A 22,174-nucleotide genomic window follows, 5' to 3' on the forward strand; every position below is an offset into this window, starting at 1 on the left:
ATATTATGTCTATTCCATTCTCATGTTATTTATTTATATTTTGCTTGATATTCTTCTTTTTTGTCTGGAGTAACGAGTTCAAAAGGAACCCAGTTAATTTTTTCAACTTTCTCGCCTTTTGCTGCGCGATAAGCTGTTTCGGCACCAGCGTAGCCTTGACCTTGTGCAGATTGGAATACGGTTGCATCAAGCCCTTTGCCTAAATACTCTAACGCATCTGGTGTCGCATCTAGACCAACAATAATAATATTTTCGTCTTTGATACCTAGTTTACGCGAGGCTAATACTGCACCGATTGCCATTTCGTCATTATTACTTACGACAACATTAATTGCTTTTTGACCTGATAATACGTTTTCCGCAATAGCTAATCCTCTATCACGTTCCCATTTACCTTCTTGTTCTGCCACAATAGTGATATTTTTATGATCTTTGAAGACATCTTTATTTCCTTGGGTACGTTTAGTTACCGCATCTTGTCCTAATGGACCTAATAGAATTAATGCTTCACCTTTATTACCATTAAGAGCATTTACGATGTAATTACCTTGGATTCGTCCGCCTTCAATTTCATCAGAACCCACAAAACTGGTAACGTATTTTTCTAAGTCATCATCATTTGGACGGCGGTTCACAATAATTAATGGAATACCTGCATTTTTCGCTTTACGACCAATCGCTTTCACAATATTAGGATCATTAGGGACGACTAATAACGCATCAACTTTTTGATCAATAAATGTTTCAACATCACTTAATTGTTTTGCTGAGTCAGCATTTGCATCAGCAAGTTTGATAACCACATCATCATGTTTTTTATCAAAATCACGAATTGCATCTTGAAGATAAGTTTGCCATTTGTCGGCAAAGGAATTCATTGGCGCACCGATGACATAAGTTTTTGCTGTTGCCGCTTGTGCAGTAAATAATAAGCCGCTACATAACACAGTTAATAATGTTTTTTTCATCATAAGATTAGCCTTGTAAGTTGAGTTAATCACGATGGAAATACGACTATATTCTATAAAACGTCAATGAAAAGAATATAAATTCCAAATAATGATAATTTGAAATAAATTATCTGTTGTTATATATAGCATTAAGGAAATTTTATGACAATTATGAAGTTAAAGAATTGTGAAATGTATCTCATTTTTTCATATAAAATTTTATGACTTTCTTTGTGAAAAAAAGATGGTAAGGAAAAAGAGTTTTTATAAAATTTTTATATATCAATAGATTAAGTTTTTATTTGGATTTGATGTTGATTAGATAAGTGATGAAAAATTTAGATAAAAGGTAGTATATAATTACAGAAGGTTAATAAAATTTAACTATTTTTCTGTTTTATTAGATAATGTTTTTTATGAATAAAATTTTTATTTTCAAAGCCAATTTGAAATAAAAAAATTAAATAATGTTGCCTTGTTGACGAATAATTTGCTTTAAAGTGGTTTGTGGGTGATTAAAGATCTTTGCCATTAATACTAAAAAGAGTTCTCCAGTTGCAATCGCATCAGCGATAGCATTGTGGGCTAAATAAGCGGGTAATCCTATTTTTTGACGAATTTCGGTGAGGCGTAAGTCAGGATTATATTGCCCTTGATAATCAGATAGTGTGCGAGTTAGCACGAGGGTATCCAAAAAGATTAAAGGCAGTGGTATTGTTGAGGGCAGTCCTAAGATTTGACGTAAAAAGCTTTTTTCAATAGAAGCGCAATGGGCAATAATAATTTTTCCTGCTAAGTAAGGGATTAAGCGCTGTAAGCATTCTTGTTCATTTAATCCTAGTGTTAATACTTCTGGTCGAATGTGATTAATAATGGCTGTTTCTGGTTTAATCGCATCACTTGCAGAAAGGTAGTAGTGTTGTGAAGTTGATAAAGAGAGAATTTGTTGTTGAATTTCCACTGTACCGATAGAGAGAATACGATCTTGGTTTGCATCTAATCCTGATGTTTCAAAATCTAATGCCACGAAAGTCAGTTCGTTTAATGGTTGATGACTTGATGGTAAGGCAGCTTGAAATAACGGTAAGGCTACTTCAGGTATGCGTTGGGTAACTAAAGCTTGTTGCCGTTGTTTTTCTAATTGTTTTAAAGGATCTCGCCAAAATTGCCAAATCATCGTAATAATCCTTTTGCATTAAAACGTAGTTGTGCTGCTTCTTGATAACGAGCGATGATGCGGAAGGCATCTTTTAGGTGATTTCGTTCAAACGAGGTTAAAGAAGTAGGTTCAATTTCATTGGTTAATGACTTGTCTTGTAATACGGCTTGTTGTTGATGACATAAGCGAACTTGGTTGATGAATGAAAAGGTTTCATATAATTCTTGCTGACTTTCTTGGCTAATAATGCCTTGTTTGCTAGCAATTTTTAATCGTTCGACTGTATTTGTGGCTAAATTGTTCGCTGCTAAAGCATAAACTCTAGCAAGTTCTACAATTAAATTAACGGCTTGTCGTTTTATATTTAATACTTTTTGGTTTGCCCCATTTTTGGCTAAAACGAATTGACGGAACATACCTAATGGCGGATTAATCCGTAATGAATTTGCAATGAGCAAAGCTAAAAAGCGGTTATTGCCTTTAATATGCATAAGAATGGTGTGTTGGAGACTTTCTACCAGTGATTCATCGCCAAATAAGAAACGAATATCAAGATAGACACTAATATCAAGTAGAGCTTGTGGATCAGGGTTATATACCCATTGACGATAATATTCTTTCCATTTAGCTAAAGATACTGACCATTTTGCTTGATTTGCCATCATATTGCCTTCGCAATAAGGATAACCACACGCATTTAAACCAGAACAAACGAAATTGCTTAAACGTTGGAAATAATCTTGCTCTTCTGATGTTGGCTGGCGAGCGAGAATTAATCCACTGTCTTGATCAGAATTAAGGTGCATTTCTTGTCGTGCTTGAGAACCAATAGCAAACCAAGCATAAGGCATAGGTGCTGGACCAAATTCACGTTCGGCAAGTTGTAATAATCGTTTGGTAAAGGCATCTGCGATTAAAGTAAGCATCTGTTGAATGATTTGTGCATCAGTGCCTGCTTCTTGTAATGTAAGAAATACAGCTTGTTTTTGTGGTACTAAAGCAAGCAATTCTTCTAAGGATTCTTGGCGGTAAATACGACTAATTAAAAAGACGGCTTGTACTTTGCTTTTTTCAACTAAACTGGTTGCGGTTAATACGCCAATAACATTGTTTTCCTCAACCACAGGTAAACTACGCACATTATGTTGCATCATCATTTCGACTGCTTCAATGAGCAATGCAGATTTATTAATGACCTGAGGCTCTTTTGTCATTACTAAACTAATAGGCTGATCAATCGTTATCCCTTCCGCAACCACACGTTTAGTTATATCACGATCGCTAATAATGCCAAGTAACTTATCATCTTGCATAATTAACGCACTAGAACGGTGCATTTTTACCATAATTTTAGCGGTATCTTGGATAGAACAATTAGGTGAAACAATCGCCATTTGTCGATTCATAACCGTTTCAACTGTTTTCAAATAAATAGCTTCTTCGGCTAAATGTGTAGTAGAGTGAGCTAAGCGAACGCTTTCTTTCGCAGCAAAATGATGACGAATTGCTGGATTATTTTCAATTAATTCAAATAGTTTTGATCGAGGAATACGATATAATAGTGTATTTTCGATAGCAATAACGTGATAATCACCGCTTCCTTCTTGATTGAGCTGGCTAAAACCAAAAAGATCTTCATCAGTTAATCTTGCGCGTAATTCGCCTGAAGGCAACCGCTGTTCAACCGCACCAGAACGAATAATAAATAAACCTTTACCAACTAATTGTTGTTGTTCTAATGTTTGATCTTTTGTGAGATAGAGGATATCGACAACGCCAGCTAAGGCCTGTTGATCATGTTTGGAGAGAAGATCAAAAGGGTGAATAGTGGACAAGAAAGTAATAATATTGGGTAAAAGAGAAGTTTCTAACATAGCAAAATACTTTAGTTAATAAAGTAAACCGCATATTAGCGGTTTACTTAAGATGACTTATTTTTATTATGCAACAACTTTTCTGGTTTGTGTATGACGTAAAGCTTGAATGATAGACCAGATAACATAAGCAATAGCAAGTGTTGCGACTACATAATAAGTTGGCATTAGCCATGTGCCTACATTTTGAGCTAAGAAAGTGTACATTGAAATAGAGGCTAAGCAAATTAATACTGCAACAGGTTTAGTTAATGACCAAGGTTTAATGTCCACTTGTTCGGTATAAACATCTTGATATTCAGTTGTGCGTGGGTAGAAGCGACCAATGATGAGCATAAATACAATATTTGCTATAAAGAGTAAACCGATTAAGTGGAAGAAGTGAATATCTACTTTAATAATAAAGTTAAATACAATATAAGCAGACATACCAAAGAGTAATCCTAATTTTGCTGCGATCGCTGGTACACGTTTAGTTAATAAACCAATTAAGACAACACTTAAAATTGGCGCATTAAACATTCCTTGTAATTGTTGAATTAAATAGAATAGACCGTCTGTACTCTTAGCAACTAAAGGCGCAGCAACCATGGCAATAATCGCTAAACTTAAACCTAGAATTTTACCGACAGTAACCACTTGTGTTTCAGTTGCATTAGGGTTTAAGGATTTTTTATAGATATTGACGGTAAATAGTGTTACTGAAGAGTTTAATGCGCCACTAAAAGTTGAGAATACAGCACCAACAACAACGGCGGCGAAGAAACCAACTAATAAATCAGGTAAAACTAATTGTACTAACATTGGGTAGGCATTATCAGGGTTCTCCATTTGCCCATTGAAAATATGGTAAGCGATGATACCTGGTAAAATAATAATGCTTGGAATTAATAATTTAAAGAATGCACATAGGAATACCCCTTTTTGTCCTTCAGCCAGATTTTTTGCACCTAATGCTTTTTGTACAATAGATTGATTAGTACACCAAAAGAACATATTGGATACAATCAACCCAGTAAAGAGGGTTGAAAAGGGAACTAATGAATCTTCAGCACCGATAGAATTAAACTTTTCTGGGTGAGATTGGAATACTTCCGTTAGACCAGACCAAACATTACCATCACCAACATAGCCGAGAGCAAATAAGGTTACGGTTAAACCACCAACAATTAATCCTACACCGTTTAAGGTGTCGGCAATCGCAATAGCTTTAATGCCACCGAATACGGCATAAATCGCACCAATAGCTCCAACACCCCAAACCATAATTAATAGAGCAGTTGAACGATCTAACTGGAGCACATTAGAAACTTGAAATAAATTTTCTAAGGCAATCGCACCTGTATAAAGTACGATAGGTAGCAATGAGATAACATACAACCCTAGGAATAATATTGAGGTGATTGTTAGCGTTTGTTTATCAAAACGCTTTTCTAAATATTCAGGAATACTTGAAATACCGAGTTTGAGATAGCGAGGTAAGAAGAAAATAGCGAATAAGACGATCGTAATTGCAGCCATAACTTCCCATGCCATTACAATGAAACCAGTGCGGAAAGAAAGACCATTTAAGCCAACAAGATGTTCAGTAGAAAGATTCATCAATAACATAGATGAACCAATATAAATCCCTGTTAAAGAGCGTCCTCCTAGAAAATAGCCTTCTGCAGATTCAGTTAAATGTGCATTACGCGTTTTGTAATAAGCATAACCAGCTACAAAGGTAGTAAAGATAATAAATGAAATAAAAGCAAACATTGTTTTTCTCCTACATCGCTAGAAATCAATATTTCCAGCACAAAAATATACAAGTGTTAAATTTCACTCACCTTTATCCAAGTTTTATGTTGCGCAGAATATGCAATCGCTTCTAAAACTTGTGAAATGTGGTAACCCACATAAAAATCAGGTGAAATAGGTTTGTTATTTAATAAGCCTTCAATTAAATCCCTAACTTCAACCGCTTTTTGATCATTAAAGCCAATGCCATGTCCTGCACTGATGCAGAATGGGCGGTAGTCAGGGTGTTCAGGTCCAGTTAAAATGGTTTTAAACCCTTGTCGGTGAGATGTATCTTCATGACGATATAGTTTTAATTCTGCCATACGTTCTTGAGTAAAACTTAAGGTGCCTTTTGTACCTGTAACAACATAAGTAAGTCCCATTTTTCGCCCGCAAGCGATACGAGAGGTTTCAATCGTTCCCATGGCGCCGTTGGCAAAACGCACTAATGCACTTGCTTGATCTTCATTTTCAACAGTACAACGTTTATTAGGATCTTTAGGATCTGGTCGTTGTTTAATGACTGTTTGCATATCGCCACACACTTCTTGAATTTCTGAACCTAGTAAATATTCCGCCATATGTACAATATGGGCAGCGAGATCGCCTAATGCGCCTAGTCCTGCGAGATGACGATAACAATGCCAATCCATAGGAGTATTAGGATTTGCTAAATAATCTTCGTTATGTGTACCGTAAAAATGGATAACCTCGCCAATTTCACCATTAGCAATAATTTCACGCGCTAATTGGCTTGTTGGGTTTTTGGCATAATTGAAACCAACTAATGTTTTTACGCCTGCTTGTTGTGCAGCAAGATACATCTCTTTGGCTTCTGCAGCTGTTAAAGCTAATGGTTTTTCAGAATAAACAGTTTTTCCATGCTGAATTGCAGCTAAAGCAATCTCTTTATGTAAGAAATTTGGGGTACAAATATCAACGACATCAACATTTGGATCGGCAACTAACTGTTTCCAATCAGCAGTAGAACGGCGAAAACCAAACTCTTTTGCGCGTTGGGCTGCCAATTCAGGGGTAACTTCTGCTAAAAATTCGAGTTCAACTTTATTTTGTAAATTGAACACAGTTGGTAATTGCGCATAAGCAATAGCATGGCAACGACCGATATAACCTGTGCCAACAAGACCAATTCTAACCTTATCCATTTGGAACTCCTTTTGAAAAATATTCTTCATACTCAATGTGTTCTACTTGCTGCAAAAGGCTTTTGGCGAAAGTACAGTAAGATAAATTGCTGACTAACATACTATGTCGTTATGAAAATTTCAATTCAGTTATTCATTAAAGTAAAATTTTTATTTCATTTTGTGATCTAGGTAGGAATATTGAATATTTAAAGTAGAAAAGCCTTGAAATGAATAGAGAAAGCGTATCAATGTATATTGTATGATGAAGATAAAAGAATATTTATTCTATCCTTTTTTATGATGAAAAAATAAGCAGGAAAAGATCTCCTGCTTATCTTTATAGATGTTAATCTCCTTGTAATTGCATAAAGCGTTCACGTAGTGAATGTAATTGATCTCGAGTTTGTGCGGCTTTTTCAAATTCAAGATCTTGAGCAAATTTATACATTTGTTGTTCAAGTCGTTTAATCTCTTTTTGTAGATCTTTTGCATTATCCAATGTTGCATAAGTAGCAGTGGGTTCTGCAATTTTGTTTTGACGAGCTTTTTTCCCTTTTTGGTTTGTTGGGCTTTGTCCAATATCTAAAATCTCACCAATTTTCTTATTTAATGCTTTTGGTACGATACCATGTTGTTCATTATAGGCCTGTTGTTTTTGTCGGCGACGTTCCGTTTCACCAATCGCTTTTTGCATAGATGGGGTAATATGATCAGCATAGAGAATTGCTTTACCGTGCAGGTTTCGTGCTGCACGACCAATCGTTTGAATTAAGGAACGTTCTGAACGTAAAAAGCCTTCTTTATCGGCATCAAGAATGGCAACCAATGAAACTTCAGGCATATCTAATCCTTCACGCAATAGGTTGATACCAACTAGGACATCAAATTCCCCCGCACGTAAATCCCGAATAATTTCAACACGCTCTACAGTATCAATGTCTGAGTGTAGATAACGAACTAAGACACCGTGTTCCGCTAAGTAATCGGTCAGATCTTCTGCCATTTTCTTGGTAAGTGTAGTAACTAATACACGCTCATTTTTCTCTACTCGTAAACGAATTTCTGAAAGGAGATCATCAACCTGTGTACTGACTGGGCGAACTTCAATTTCTGGATCTAATAATCCAGTTGGACGCACAACTTGATCGATAATTTCATCACCCGATTTTTCTAATTCATAAGGACCAGGTGTGGCTGAAACATAAATCGTTTGTGGTGCTAAACGTTCAAATTCTTCAAAGCGTAATGGACGGTTATCTAATGCAGAGGGTAGGCGGAATCCATATTCAACCAGAGTTTCTTTACGAGAGCGGTCGCCACGATACATTCCTCCGATTTGTGGAACGGTAACGTGTGATTCATCAATAATTAATAAGCCATCGTTTGGAATATAGTCGAATAGTGTTGGTGGTGGTTCACCCTCTTTGCGACCAGAAAGATAACGAGAGTAGTTTTCGATCCCTGAGCAATAGCCAAGCTCATTCATCATCTCAATATCAAATTGGGTACGTTGGGTAATTCGCTGTTCTTCCAAGAGCTTATGTTCTTTTATAAAGTATTCTCGGCGTTGAACTAATTCTTGTTTGATTTGTTCGATTGCTTCAAGAATACGTTCGTGTGGCGTAACATAGTGAGTTTTAGGATAAACGGTATAACGTGGTACCACGCCAAGCGAGCGATTGGTCAACGGATCAAATAGACTTAAACGCTCAATTTCTTCGTCAAATAACTCGACCCGTAAAGCAACATCATCTGATTCAGCGGGGAAAATATCAATTACATCTCCATGCACTCGGAATGTCCCACGTTGAAAGGCTTGATCATTTCGCGTGTACTGCAATGCGGCGAGATGAGATAAAATTTGGCGTTGATCGATAATCGCACCTGTTTGTAAATGTAGCATCATTTTTAAATAGGAATCAGGATCACCTAATCCATAAATTGCAGAAACAGAGGTTACCACAATCGTATCTCGGCGTTCGAGAAAAGATTTGGTCGCTGATAGCCGCATTTGTTCGATTTGATCATTAATGGACGCATCTTTTTCAATAAAAGTATCGCTAGAGGGAACATAGGCTTCAGGCTGATAGTAATCATAGTAAGAAACAAAATATTCCACGGCATTTTCAGGGAAAAAGGCTTTCATTTCAGCATAAAGTTGCGCCGCTAACGTTTTATTCGGCGCAAAGATCATGGCTGGACGATTGAGCTGAGCAATCACGTTAGCAATAGTAAATGTTTTTCCAGAACCTGTTACGCCAAGTAAGGTTTGATGCGCTAATCCATCGTTTAAATTTTCAATTAACTTAGCAATAGCAGCAGGTTGATCGCCAGAAGGTTGAAAATCAGAGTGGAGAATAAATGGCTTACTATTTTTTTTCATAATAACAAAGGTTGGTAAAAATTTGCTGAATCTTAACATATTTTTATAACAAGCTAAATTTGCCATACAAAATCAAGAGATTTTGGCAAACGACCATAGTATTATGGGCTATAAGGAACTATAATTTTTTCGAACATTAATTTATGAAAGAAATGCTATGAAAATTAATATTTTATTACCTGGTCTATTATTAGCAGGTGCGGTAACTGTGATTGCTTTTACATTAAGCTATTTAGGCATTGGACAATCATTAGGTATCAGTGCCTTAACTTTTGCCATTTTATTAGGAATGCTTGTTGGAAATACCCTTTATCCTAAGGTAGCAAATAGCTGTCATGAGGGGGTGAATTTTTCTAAGGGAATTTTGTTGCGTGCAGGCATTATTTTGTATGGTTTTCGCATTACGTTTCAACAAATTGATTCTGTTGGCGTTAATGCAGTTGTAACAGATGCCATTATGTTGCTTTCAACCTTTCTGATTACTTGCTGGTTAGGGATAAAATGGCTCAAAATTGATAAAGAAACGACTTATCTTTGCGCAACTGGGGCAAGTATTTGTGGTGCGGCGGCGGTGATGGCAGCTGAACCTGTTGTCAAAGCGCAATCGCATAAAGTGTCGGTGGCGATTGCAACCGTTGTTATTTTTGGGACGATTGCGATGTTTGCGTATCCTATTTTTTATACGTGGCTGCAATCTTATCTAACAGAACATCAGTTTGGTATTTATATTGGTTCAACGGTACATGAAGTGGCACAAGTGTATGCGGCGGGTCAGAATATTAATAGTCAGATTGCAGATAGTGCTGTGATTACCAAAATGATTCGGGTGATGATGTTAGCACCGTTCTTATTGGGACTCTCTTATTTTTTAAGCCGTGAGCAATCAACGACAGAACATAGAAAAATCAATATTCCGTGGTTTGCCGTTTGGTTTATTATTGTTGCTATTTTTAACTCATTCCCTATTTTGCCAGTAAAAATAACGCAATGGTTAGTCCAGATCGATACCATTTTGTTAATGATGGCGATGTCGGCATTAGGGTTAACGACACACCTTGATGCCATTAAAAAAGCAGGAGCAAAACCATTAATTCTTGGTTTGATTGTCTTTTTCTGGTTATCGATTGGTGGTTTTGTAATTAATGTGGTAACTCAATCACTATTCGGCTAATAAACTGGAGCAAAAATGGAGTGCTGATTACTCCAGTAATAATTATTTCAACTGAACATAACATAAGAAAAAAACTTGAAAAATGGTAAGTTTTGCACAGACTTATTTTTGTCAAGTTTTTTTTTATTTATTTTTTTACTGAAAAATATAATCTTTACTGGATTTTATTTAACTTATTGATTTTAAATAAAATGTTATTTTGCAAACAATTTTCGTTAGTATGAATAAAAATCCTTATATAGCAAGGATTAAGAAAATTTAGAGAAGAGTATTCCACAAAGTTATCCACAGGTTGTGTGGATAGAAAAATCAGTCATAAATTGGTGAAGATACTTATAAATATAATGTCATTAGAAAGAGATGTATTCTCTCCTTTATACATGCCCAAAATCATTCTTAATTTGTACTTTATTCACTAAATTACATCATCATTTTTTCCAAAAAGATTTTTTTGCAAATTTATAGTGTTTTATATGTAAAAAATGTAAGGAATTACTTGCAATCCTTTATTTCAGAGAATAGACTAATAAAAGTGGTAGATTGTGGTAAATAGTGGTAAAAATTCTTTATTTTTAACGAATAGGTAATGGGATATGTTTCGAGGCGCATCGTTGATTAATCTTGATGCAAAGGGTCGTTTAGCGATCCCAACTCGTTATCGCATGGAACTTCAAGATAAAGAGCATGGACAACTTATTTGTACAGCAGATATTCGCCAGCCTTGTTTGTTGTTATACCCTCTTTCAGAGTGGGAAATTATTGAGCAAAAATTATTACAATTACCAAATTTTGATGAAACTGGACGACGTTTACAACGTGTGATGTTGGGATATGCAACGGAATGTGAATTAGATAAAACGGGGCGAATTTTGCTTAGCCCTGCTTTAAGACAACACGCCGCTCTAGAAAAAGAAATCATGCTAGTAGGACAACTTAATAAGTTTGAAATTTGGCAAGCTGAAAAATGGCAACAACAAATCGCAGAAGATATTCAAATTGGTAGCAGTGGTACGATGGCGACGTCTGATGAGTTAAGAACTTTGTTTTTATAAGTGAGTTTTATTCCTATGGAACAAGTAACCTATTCAGATCCGACACATTTTACAGTTCTATTAAATGAAGCGGTAGAGGGATTATCAATTAAGCCAAATGGCATCTATATTGACGGTACTTTTGGACGAGGTGGACACTCTCGCAAAATTTTATCTGCGTTAGGTGAAAATGGGCGTTTAATTGCGGTTGATCGTGATCCTGAAGCGATTTTGGCTGCACAGGCAATTACGGATAATCGTTTTTTAATTGAGCATAATACTTTTTCTGAAATTAAATCGATCTGTGAAAAACATCACTTAGTTGGCAAAGTCGATGGTATTTTGCTTGATTTAGGGGTTTCTTCACCACAATTAGATGATGCAGCGCGTGGATTTAGCTTTATGCAAGATGGTCCATTAGATATGAGAATGGATAGTTCTAAAGGGCTTTCTGCAGCAGAATGGTTACAGCAGGTATCAGAAAGTGATTTAGCTTGGGTATTAAAGACTTTTGGTGAAGAGCGTTTTGCTAAACGTATTGCCCACAGTATTGTCGAGTTTAACCGTCAAGCACGACAGAATAAAACAGAACCGCTAACGCGTACATTGCAATTAGCACAACTGATTGCACAAGCTATGCCTGTAAAAGAGAAACATAAGCACCCAGCAACCCGTAGTTTCCAAGCTATTCGCATTTTTATTAATAGTGAATTAGAAGAATTGGAAAAAATCTTAAATTCGGCAATCGATGTGTTAGCACCAACAGGCAGATTAGCCATTATTAGCTTTCACTCATTAGAAGATCGTTTAGTAAAACGTTTTATGAAAAAACAGAGTAAAGGTGATGATATTCCTAAAGGATTACCATTAACTGAAGATCAAATTGAACGAAACCAAAAATTAAAATTAATTGGAAAGGCGATTATGCCAACAGAGGCAGAACTTGCACTAAATAGTCGATCAAGAAGTGCGGTATTACGCGTGGCGGAGAGATTAGCATGATTTTTAAAACTTATGATCGTTATCCGTTATGGCGAATTATTGTTGATGACATTTTTCAAGCAAATAAAACTGTCATTTTATTATTACTGGCTTTAGTAATTGTAGGTGTATCAACTATTTGGGTAACTCATTTAACACGTTTAGTTATTAATGAAAAAAATCAATTACAAATAGAATACCAAGCCTTACAAAATGAAGCGTTAAATTTAAGATTAGAAGATAGTGCATTAAGTGATCGTACTCGTATTGAAGGAATTGCGCGTAGATTAGGTATGCAATCAATGCAAGATGATCAAGAAGTATTAATCATTGAATAAAAAATTGAATAACTAGGTAACACAATGGTACGGGCAAAAATTAAATCATCACAGCAAACAAGCAGTTTTTCTAAAGGACGCTATATTGTTACGATTGTCTTAATTATAGGGCTATTAATTGCGCTTATCGCAAGAGCAGCCTATGTTCAGTTGATTAATGCAGATTTTTATATCGCAGAAGGAAATAAGCGTTCTTTGCGTACTGAGCAAATTCCCTTTATTAGAGGAGATATTTTAGATCGTAATGGTGATTTGTTGTCTGTTAGTGTAGAAAATTATTCTGTTATTGCTGATCCAAAAGAAATTTTTGCAAAAAATTCTTTGATGGAAAAAGAGCGTTGGCAGCGTTTAGCTGAAACGCTTGATATGTCATTGCCACAACTAATTGCACGTTTAAATAAAAATCCTAAATCACGTTTTGTCTATTTAGACCGCCAAATTTCTCCGACGATAGCGAAATATATTCAGGATTTAAAAATCACTGGTATTTCAATGCGTAAAGAGTATCGCCGTTTCTATCCAACGGTGGAAGAGTCTGCACAATTATTAGGCTATACCAATATTGATGGTCAAGGTATTGAAGGGATTGAAAAGAGTTTTGATTCATTATTAATTGGTAAAGCAGGTTCAAAAACTTATCGTCGTGATAAATCAGGAAATATTATTGAAAATATTTCTAGTACACAAAAGTATGACGCACATGATGTAACTTTGAGTATTGATCGTCATTTACAATCAATGGTATTCCGTGAAATTAAAAAAGCGGTTGCAGAAAATAAAGCTGAATCAGGAACAGCCGTATTAGTAAAAATTAGCACTGGCGAAATTTTAGCGATGGCAACAGCGCCATCTTATAACCCAAATAATATTTTGGGTTCTCAAGCTGAATTGCGTCGTAATCGGGCGATTACTGATACATTTGAACCTGGTTCGACTGTAAAACCATTTGTAGTATTATCGGCTTTAACGCAAAAGATCGTTTCTCCAGATACAGTGATTAATACCACGCCATTTGTTGTGAATGGGCATACTATTCGAGATGTAGCTCCAAGAAATGAGCTATCAATTACAGGGATTTTACAAAAATCTAGTAATATTGGTGTTAGCCGATTATCGTTACAAATGCCCATATCCGTGTTGATGAATACTTACCATAAAGCAGGCTTTGGCAAGCCAACGAATTTAGGGTTAGTGGGTGAGCAATCTGGAACATTACCATTAAATCGTAAACGCTGGGCTGATATTGAACGAGCAACAGTAGCATATGGTTATGGTTTAACGGTTACACCATTACAGCTAGCTCGTGCCTATGTTGCTTTAGGAAGCTTTGGTGTTTATCGTCCACTTTCTATTACCAAAGTTGATCCACCTGTGATTGGCGAACGTATCTATTCAGAAAAAATTACACGCGAAGTAGTGCATATGATGGAAAGTGTGGCACAACCTGGTGGCGGCGGTATTGCGGCAGCGGTTCCTGGATATCGCGTCGCAATTAAAACAGGGACAGCGAAGAAGTTAGAAAATGGGCAATATGTGGATAAATATATTGCCTATACAGCAGGAATTGCGCCAGCAAGTAATCCACAATTTGCATTAGTGATTTTGATTAATAACCCAACTGCGGGTAAATATTATGGTGGCGCGATTTCAGCACCTGTTTTCTCCAAAATTATGGGGCATACTTTACGTGCTAAAAACATTACCCCAGATGGTATCTCTGGGGAGGTGAAGAGTGCAAAACGTATTGTACGTATTGAAATACCTAAAAGTGAGAATCAACGCAATAATTAAGGAATAAGTATGCAGCGTTTAAGCCATTATTTTGATTTAGCTTTACCAGAACAACCGTTGCATACTATGCAATTAGATAGTCGAGCCGTAACAAAAGGTGATGTTTTTATTGGTTTAATTGGACATCAAGTTGACGGCAGGCAGTTTGTGCCACAAGCGATAGCAGCAGGCGCCGCAGCAATTATTTTAGAGAGCGAAGACCCACAAGATGATCCACGCCTCAGCTGGCAGGATAATATTCCTGTTATCTATGTTTATCAATTAGCACAGCAGCTTTCAAAATTAGCAGGTGAATTTTATCAATATCCGTCTAGTCGTTTGAGTTTAGTTGGCGTAACGGGGACAAATGGTAAAACAACGGTTGCTAATTTATTGACTCAGTGGAATTATCTCTTAGGCAAGTGTAGTGCTGTAATGGGAACCATTGGTAATGGGTTTTATCAACACATTCAACCAGCAACCAATACCACAGGCTCGGCAGTAGAAATTCAACGTCATTTAGCAGCATTTGTTGCACAAGGTGCAGAATTTGTTGCAATGGAAGTATCTTCGCATGGCTTAGTTCAACAACGTGTGGCTGCGTTGCAATTTAATGCAGCCGTATTTACCAATTTAAGCCGAGATCACCTTGATTATCACCATACTTTAGATGCCTATGCCGCTGCAAAAAAAACACTTTTTACCGATCTTTCAGTACAACAACGTATTATTAATGCAGATGATGCAGTAGGTAAACAGTGGTTACAAATATTACCAACTGCCGTTGAAGTGAGTTTAAATCCAACTTTCCAACCACAACACCAACAATGGTTAAAAGCAGAGAACATTGAATATCACCCACAAGGTGCCACCATTTCTTTTACGTCCAGTTGGGGAAGTGCCGTTTTCCATTCACAATTAATCGGTGAATTTAATGTATGTAATTTGCTACTAGCGACAGCAACATTATTATCATTGGGTTATTCATTAACACAACTAGCAGAAACCGTAAGTAAGCTAGAAGGTGTTTGTGGTAGAATGGAACGTTTTACTGCTCCACATAAACCAACAGCAGTAGTCGATTATGCTCATACACCAGATGCACTAGAAAAAGCGTTATTAGCTTCTCGTTTACATTGTCATGGGAAACTATGGTGTATTTTTGGCTGTGGTGGGGATCGTGATAAAGGAAAACGTCCACAAATGGCGAAGATTGCTGAGCAGCTCGCTGATAAAGTAATTATTACAGATGATAACCCTCGAACTGAAGATGCTGCTGCAATTATAAATGATATTGTTCAAGGGCTAGACTTTCCAAATAACGCTACTATAATTCATCGCCGTGAACAGGCATTAGCGTATGCGTTTTCTCATGCTAAAGAGAATGATTTAATTTTAATTGCTGGTAAAGGGCATGAAGATTACCAGATTATTGGACATACTAAGTATCATTTTTCTGATCGTGAAATTGTTTCACAATTACTTGAACTGACTTAATTGATAAAGAAGAATAACAATGATCAAAATTAATTTTTCTACTTTACAAAACCTGTTAGCTGCACAGATAGTAAATTCTCCACAAACGGATTTTGACGTAGAAAGTGTAACAACCGATAGCCGCACAAATTGTTGCGGCAGTATTTTTTTTGCCTTACGAGGAGAAAGTTTTGATGCTCACCAATTTTTAGATCAGGTGTATCAACAAGGTGCAAAAGTTCTGGTCGTTGAGCAGGCAAATCCAATGATTCCAGTGCCACAATTAGTGGTTAGCGATACAAAGAAAGCACTAGGAAAATTAGCGGAGTGGGTGAGATTACAGGTGAATCCTAAAGTGGCTGCAATGACAGGATCATCGGGCAAAACAACCGTAAAAGAGATGACCGCAGCGATTTTACAGCAAACAGCAGGTTCTGAAGATTATGTGTTATTCACTGCTGGTAATTTTAATAATGATATTGGTGTGCCATTAACTTTATTACGTTTAACACCAATTCATCGTTATGCGGTGATAGAACTTGGCGCAAATCATGCGGGAGAAATTGCTTATACAACACAGTTAGCTCACCCAGATGTGGCGTTAGTGAATAATGTTGCTCCAGCACATTTAGAGGGCTTTGGTTCTGTTGGGGGAGTGGCGAAAGCAAAAGGGGAAATTTATCAAGGTTTAACTGCAAATGGTTTGGCGATTGTGAATGCAAATTGCCAATATCTTGATATGTGGCGAGCAAATATTGGCGCACACTCAATTCAGCAATTCTCCTTGAATAATGCTCAAGCAGATATTTATGCGAAATCAATGGAACCTTATGCCGAAGGTTATCGTTTTACCTTATGTACACCACAAGGTGAAATTGAGATCAGTTTACCTTATTTAGGTGAACATAATATTAGCAATGCGTTAGCGGCAACCTCTTTAGCAATGGCATTGGGCGCTTCATTAGAAGATGTGAAAATTGGGTTGTCATTGGGAAAACATGTGAAAGGGCGATTATATCCAGTCAAAGTGAATTCACAATTTACAATCCTAGATGATACCTATAATGCCAATGTAGATTCATTAAAAGCAGCAATTGCGGTATTACAACAAGCTGCACAAACTGTCAAAATCCTTGTGGTTGGCGATATGGCAGAGTTAGGGGAGAGTACCGCACAATGCCATCAGCAGGTTGCTGTTGCTGCACAGCAAGCGGGTTTAACACAAGTATTTAGTGTTGGGCAGCATAGTAAAGTCATCAGTGCAGCTTGTGGTGGTGAACATTATCAACAAAAAGCAGAATTAATTTCGGCATTACAACAATATGTAACGACACAATTACAAGCAGGAAACACAATTCTATTATTAGTGAAAGGTTCTCGTTCGATGAAAATGGAAGAGGTCATTGCTGCATTTAAAGGTTTTGAACAATGTTAGTTTGGATTAGTGAATTTTTAGTTAAATACCATACGTTTTTTAATGTTTTTTCTTATATTACCGTCAGAGCAATTTTAGCGTTGCTAACTGCATTATTGTTCTGCTTATGGATTGGACCTAAAGTGATTACACGTTTACAAATGTTGCAAATTGGGCAGGTCGTGCGTGATGATGGCCCCCAAAGCCACTTTAGTAAACGTGGTACGCCAACGATGGGGGGGATTATGATTCTTGCCTCTATCGGGGTGAGTACATTGCTTTGGGCGAATTTAGAAAATCCTTATGTTTGGTTTACCTTATTTGTGCTATTTGGCTATGGTGCAGTAGGGTTTATTGATGATTATCGTAAAGTGGTACGCAAAAATACAGATGGTTTAATTGCGCGTTGGAAATATTTTTGGCTCTCTTTTATTGCATTAATTGCTGTGTTCGGAATGTATTGGATTGGTAAAGGAACGAATGCGACAGTATTAGTGGTGCCGTTTTTTAAAGAAATTATGCCACAATTAGGTGTGTTTTATATCATTCTTGCCTATTTTGTGATTGTGGGAACCAGTAATGCAGTGAATTTAACTGATGGGTTAGATGGGTTGGCGATTATGCCAACGGTTTTAGTTGCATCTGCATTTGCCTTGATTGCTTGGGCAACAGGAAATGTTAATTTTGCTGATTATCTGCATATTCCGTATATCAAATTTAGTGCAGAGTTAGTGGTCGTTTGTACTGCAATCGTGGGCGCTGGATTGGGTTTCCTTTGGTTTAATACCTACCCAGCACAAGTCTTTATGGGCGATGTCGGTTCGTTATCATTAGGTGGGGCGATTGGTACGATTGCTGTATTAGTGAGACAAGAGTTTTTATTAGTGATTATGGGTGGGGTATTTGTGATTGAAACCTTATCTGTGATTTTACAAGTAGGATCATACAAATTAAGAAAACAGCGTATTTTTCGTATGGCGCCAATTCATCACCACTTTGAATTAAAAGGTTGGCCAGAACCACGAGTCATTGTCCGTTTTTGGATTGTTTCCTTAATTTTGGTGTTATTAGGGTTAGTAACGTTAAAACTACGTTAAACATTGGGGACAAAGATGAATGCTCGTGGAGTAGATTACACTGGTAAGAGAGTAACTATTGTTGGGTTAGGTAAAACAGGACTTTCTTGTGTCGATTATTTTTTTAATAAGTCAGTTAAATTACAAGTAATGGATACTCGTCAGCAGCCAGCTGGCGTAGAGCAATTACCTTCTGATGTGCCTGTACATACTGGTGGATTAAATGCAGAATGGTTAGTGAGTAGTGATTTAATTGTATTAAGTCCTGGCATAGCATTAACAACACCTGAAATTCAACAAGCGATTGCCGCTGGCGTTGAAGTAGTTGGGGATATTGAACTTTTCTGCCGTGAAGCGAAAGCGCCTATTGTGGCGATTACTGGTTCGAATGGCAAAAGTACCGTTACCACATTGGTTTATGAAATGGCGAAAGCGGCAGGTATGAATGTGGGGGTCGGCGGCAATATTGGTATTCCAGCACTTTCTTTGTTAGATAAAAATTGTGAGTTATTTGTACTAGAATTATCAAGTTTCCAATTAGAAACGACTTATAGCTTAACTGCAGCTGCGGCAACTATTCTCAATATTTCAGAAGATCATATGAATCGTTATCACGATTTAGCAGATTATCGCCAAGCGAAATTACGTATTTATCACCAAGCCCAAACGTTAATTATTAATCATGAAGATCGTTTAAGTTATCCAGATAATCAAGAATCAGGACAACAATTATTCCGTTTTGCCGCGCAAGATGCAGACTACTATTTAGCAAAAGAAGCGGATAAAACTTATTTAACCACGCCACAAAAACGACTATTAGCGGTTGATCAAATTAAATTGAGCGGGCGACATAATTATATGAATGCACTAGCAGCGATTGCTTTGGCTGAGGCAGCAAATGTTCCTGAAGTGGGGATCGTGCAGGCATTAAAAAACTTTGCTGGATTAGATCATCGTTTTCAAACGGTACATGAGGAAAATGGGGTACGTTGGGTAAATGATTCAAAGGCGACTAATGTAGGCAGTACCCAAGCAGCATTAAATGGATTAGAGGTGGCAGGACGTTTATATCTCCTATTAGGTGGCGATGGTAAAGGTGCTGATTTTAGTGAATTAAAACCTTTAATTAATAAAACAAATATTTTTTGTTACTGTTTTGGGCAAGATAAACAAGCCTTAGCAGCATTATCAACACAAAGTGTCATTGTGGATACGATGGAACAAGCTATTCAAGCAATTCGTCCATTGTTAAAGGCTGGGGATATGGTTTTGTTATCACCTGCTTGTGCTAGTTTAGATCAATTTGCAAATTTTGAAGTGCGAGGGCAAGAGTTTGCCCGTTTAGCCAAACAAACTACATAATTAAAGGGTAAGATGTAATGTTAGCGAGGATAAAAAATGCGTTTTGGCGTTGGGGACGTATTACACCACAGTCGTCTTTATATGATCGTACCTTATTTTTACTCTTTATTATTTTGCTTTTCATTGGTTTTATTGCAGTAACGACAGCTTCCTTTACGACTGCAGCCAAACTCTTTAATGATCCGCTCTATTTTGCTATTCGTGATGCTATTTATATTGTAACAGGATTAGCATTTTTCTTTTTTGTGTTACAAATTCCTATGGATAAATGGGAAAAGTGGAGTACATGGCTCTATCTAATTGCTTTAGCTTCACTGATTGTTGTATTAATTGTTGGGCGAAATATTAATGGTGCAACACGTTGGATTTCATTAGGTGTTGTAAACTTCCAACCAGCAGAATTAGCAAAGTTAGCGTTAATTTGTTATTTATCAAGTTTCTTTGTACGTAAATATGATGTTGTGATTACTCGACAACTTATTTTTTTACGCCCTACGTTAGCTTGTACAGTGTTGAGTGTTTTTTTACTTTTCCAGCCAGATCTCGGTAGTACTATTGTGCTATTTGTGATTACATTTGGAATGCTTTTTGTTACTGGTGCGAAAATATTTCAATTTATATTATTAATGGGAGCAATGGCTAGTGCTGTTTTGCTCTTGATTATATCATCTCCATACAGAATGAAGCGAGTAACGTCTTATATGGACCCTTTTGCTGACGCATTTGGTTCGGGTTATCAACTATCTAACTCATTAATGGCATTTGGCAATGGTGAGTTCTGGGGACAAGGTTTAGGAAACTCCGTGTTAAAATTAGAATATCTCCCTGAAGCACATACTGACTTTGTTTTAGCGATTGTTGGCGAAGAGTTTGGTTTCGCTGGTGTGTTAGTTATTGTATTTTTATTAGCAGTATTAGTTTTTAGAGCGTTAAAAATTGCTAAAGAGTCTTTAACATTAGAACAGCGTTTTCGCGGCTTTTTTGCCTTTGGTATTGCATTTTGGGTCTTCTTTCAAGGCTTTGTAAACCTTGGGGTAACTATCGGTTTATTACCAACGAAAGGTTTAACCTTTCCCCTTATTAGTTATGGTGGATCAAGTTTAATTATTATGTGTATTGCAATCGGCATTTTAATGCGTATTGATCATGAAAATCGGTTAGCTAGTGGCCATGCACATTTACGAGATGATTAAGAGTAAGGTATGACAAAACGTTTATTAGTGATGGCTGGTGGTACTGGCGGTCATGTTTTTCCTGCGATTGCGGTGGCACGAGTTTTACAACAACAAGGTTGGGAAATCGAATGGTTAGGTACAAAAGATCGCATGGAAGCTCAATTAGTACCAAAACATGGTATTCCCATTCATTTTATTGAAATTTCAGGGTTGCGTGGTAAAGGGATAACTGCTTTAGTAAAAGCACCATGGCAGATTTTTAAAGCAGTGTTACAAGCACGTAAAATCATTAAAACTTACCGCCCTGATGCCGTGCTAGGTATGGGAGGGTATGTATCAGGACCTGGTGGCGTGGCAGCAAAATTATGTGGTGTACCTATTGTTTTACATGAACAGAATGCTGTTGCAGGTTTAACAAATAAATGGTTAGCCAAAATTGCTACTCGTGTTTTGCAAGCCTTTCCAACCGCATTTGCCAGTGCAGAAGTGGTGGGTAATCCAGTAAGATCGGATATGTTTACCTTGCCAACGCCACAGCAACGTTTTTCAATGCGAGAAGGTGCTTTGCGAGTATTAGTGGTTGGTGGGAGCCAAGGGGCAAGAATATTAAATTTATTAATGCCACAAGTTGCTGCACAATTAGGTGATAAAATTACCATTCGTCATCAAGTTGGACAAGGAAATCGTGAGGCGATCCGTCAGTTGTATCTTGAACAGGCTCAAGTTGAGGTAACAGAATTTATTGATGATATGGCAGAAGCCTATGCGTGGGCAGATGTTGTGATTTGTCGTTCGGGAGCATTAACTGTATGTGAAATTGCTGCCGCAGGTGTGCCTGCAATTTTTGTTCCGTTTCAGCATAAAGATCGCCAACAATATTTAAATGCTCGTTATTTGGCAGATTCAGGTGCAGCAGAAATTATTGAGCAAACAGAACTTTCTGCTGACAACGTGGTTACACGATTAAAACAATGGGATCGCCAACAATTATTAGTTATGGCAGAGAAAGCACAAACTAAAGCTACTCCACGAGCTGCACAACAAGTTGCAGAAACCATTATTTCAGTTACAGAGTAAGAGAACA

General features: G+C 37.0%; 17 protein-coding genes. 11 read left to right on the forward strand and 6 right to left on the reverse strand.

The features are described from left to right. Positions 1–29 precede the first annotated feature (29 nt). The 6 genes from ACFFHK_RS08625 to uvrB all read right to left on the reverse strand — a co-directional run bounded on the left by ACFFHK_RS08625 (position 30) and on the right by uvrB (position 9,296). Positions 30–968, reverse strand: a complete 939-nt coding sequence (locus tag ACFFHK_RS08625) for a substrate-binding domain-containing protein (RefSeq protein ID WP_382371712.1) — start codon at positions 966–968, stop codon at positions 30–32. 442 nt (positions 969–1,410) lie between these two features. Further along, on the reverse strand, positions 1,411–2,127 hold the full coding sequence (locus tag ACFFHK_RS08630) for an exonuclease domain-containing protein (RefSeq protein WP_382371502.1): 717 nt from the start codon (positions 2,125–2,127) through the stop codon (positions 1,411–1,413). Continuing rightward, positions 2,124–3,983 (reverse strand): DUF294 nucleotidyltransferase-like domain-containing protein, encoded by a 1,860-nt coding sequence (locus ACFFHK_RS08635; protein ID WP_382371504.1) that lies wholly within the window; start codon positions 3,981–3,983, stop codon positions 2,124–2,126. Before ACFFHK_RS08635 ends, ACFFHK_RS08630 begins: the two co-directional genes overlap by 4 nt. A gap of 66 nt (positions 3,984–4,049) precedes the next feature. Then, the gene (locus tag ACFFHK_RS08640) at positions 4,050–5,741 is read right to left on the reverse strand and encodes a solute:sodium symporter family transporter (protein WP_382371506.1); all 1,692 of its coding nucleotides are present in this window, start codon (positions 5,739–5,741) and stop codon (positions 4,050–4,052) included. A 56-nt stretch (positions 5,742–5,797) separates the two neighbouring features. Next, positions 5,798–6,931, reverse strand: coding sequence for a Gfo/Idh/MocA family protein (locus ACFFHK_RS08645; RefSeq protein ID WP_382371508.1), 1,134 nt, complete (start codon positions 6,929–6,931; stop codon positions 5,798–5,800). A gap of 328 nt (positions 6,932–7,259) precedes the next feature. After that, positions 7,260–9,296: an excinuclease ABC subunit UvrB gene (gene uvrB / locus ACFFHK_RS08650; RefSeq protein WP_382371510.1), complete on the reverse strand. Its 2,037-nt coding sequence runs from the start codon at positions 9,294–9,296 to the stop codon at positions 7,260–7,262. 157 nt (positions 9,297–9,453) lie between these two features. On the opposite strand from uvrB, the gene ACFFHK_RS08655 reads away from it, so the two are divergent. The 11 genes from ACFFHK_RS08655 (at position 9,454) to murG (ending at position 22,167) form a co-directional block, all read left to right on the forward strand. Beyond that, positions 9,454–10,467, forward strand: coding sequence for a YeiH family putative sulfate export transporter (locus ACFFHK_RS08655; protein ID WP_382371512.1), 1,014 nt, complete (start codon positions 9,454–9,456; stop codon positions 10,465–10,467). 593 nt (positions 10,468–11,060) lie between these two features. Continuing rightward, a complete protein-coding gene (mraZ, locus tag ACFFHK_RS08660) occupies positions 11,061–11,519 on the forward strand; it encodes a division/cell wall cluster transcriptional repressor MraZ (protein ID WP_382371514.1) in 459 nt (152 codons plus the stop codon). 15 nt (positions 11,520–11,534) lie between these two features. After that, positions 11,535–12,500 carry a 16S rRNA (cytosine(1402)-N(4))-methyltransferase RsmH gene (gene rsmH, locus ACFFHK_RS08665; protein ID WP_382371516.1) on the forward strand — a complete coding sequence of 322 codons (966 nt, stop codon included), beginning with the start codon at positions 11,535–11,537 and terminating at the stop codon, positions 12,498–12,500. Continuing rightward, positions 12,500–12,817, forward strand: coding sequence for a cell division protein FtsL (gene ftsL / locus ACFFHK_RS08670; protein WP_382371714.1), 318 nt, complete (start codon positions 12,500–12,502; stop codon positions 12,815–12,817). The genes rsmH and ftsL overlap by 1 nt, the downstream gene beginning before the upstream one ends. A 24-nt stretch (positions 12,818–12,841) precedes the next feature. Next, a complete protein-coding gene (locus tag ACFFHK_RS08675; RefSeq protein WP_382371518.1) occupies positions 12,842–14,608 on the forward strand; it encodes a penicillin-binding transpeptidase domain-containing protein in 1,767 nt (588 codons plus the stop codon). Positions 14,609–14,617: 9 nt separating this feature from the next. Further along, a complete protein-coding gene (gene murE, locus ACFFHK_RS08680) occupies positions 14,618–16,084 on the forward strand; it encodes a UDP-N-acetylmuramoyl-L-alanyl-D-glutamate--2,6-diaminopimelate ligase (protein ID WP_382371520.1) in 1,467 nt (488 codons plus the stop codon). 19 nt (positions 16,085–16,103) lie between these two features. Then, positions 16,104–17,498: a UDP-N-acetylmuramoyl-tripeptide--D-alanyl-D-alanine ligase gene (gene murF / locus ACFFHK_RS08685; RefSeq protein ID WP_382371522.1), complete on the forward strand. Its 1,395-nt coding sequence runs from the start codon at positions 16,104–16,106 to the stop codon at positions 17,496–17,498. Further along, positions 17,492–18,574: a phospho-N-acetylmuramoyl-pentapeptide-transferase gene (gene mraY / locus ACFFHK_RS08690; RefSeq protein WP_382371524.1), complete on the forward strand. Its 1,083-nt coding sequence runs from the start codon at positions 17,492–17,494 to the stop codon at positions 18,572–18,574. The genes murF and mraY overlap by 7 nt, the downstream gene beginning before the upstream one ends. A gap of 15 nt (positions 18,575–18,589) precedes the next feature. Further along, positions 18,590–19,915, forward strand: a complete 1,326-nt coding sequence (murD, locus tag ACFFHK_RS08695; protein ID WP_382371526.1) for a UDP-N-acetylmuramoyl-L-alanine--D-glutamate ligase — start codon at positions 18,590–18,592, stop codon at positions 19,913–19,915. 17 nt (positions 19,916–19,932) lie between these two features. After that, positions 19,933–21,108: a putative lipid II flippase FtsW gene (ftsW, locus tag ACFFHK_RS08700; RefSeq protein WP_382371528.1), complete on the forward strand. Its 1,176-nt coding sequence runs from the start codon at positions 19,933–19,935 to the stop codon at positions 21,106–21,108. A 9-nt stretch (positions 21,109–21,117) separates the two neighbouring features. Further along, positions 21,118–22,167 (forward strand): undecaprenyldiphospho-muramoylpentapeptide beta-N-acetylglucosaminyltransferase, encoded by a 1,050-nt coding sequence (gene murG, locus ACFFHK_RS08705; protein ID WP_382371530.1) that lies wholly within the window; start codon positions 21,118–21,120, stop codon positions 22,165–22,167. The last annotated feature ends 7 nt before the right edge of the window (positions 22,168–22,174 follow it).

The organism is Gallibacterium trehalosifermentans (assembly GCF_042433055.1).
Classification (GTDB): Bacteria; Pseudomonadota; Gammaproteobacteria; order Enterobacterales; family Pasteurellaceae; genus Gallibacterium; species Gallibacterium trehalosifermentans.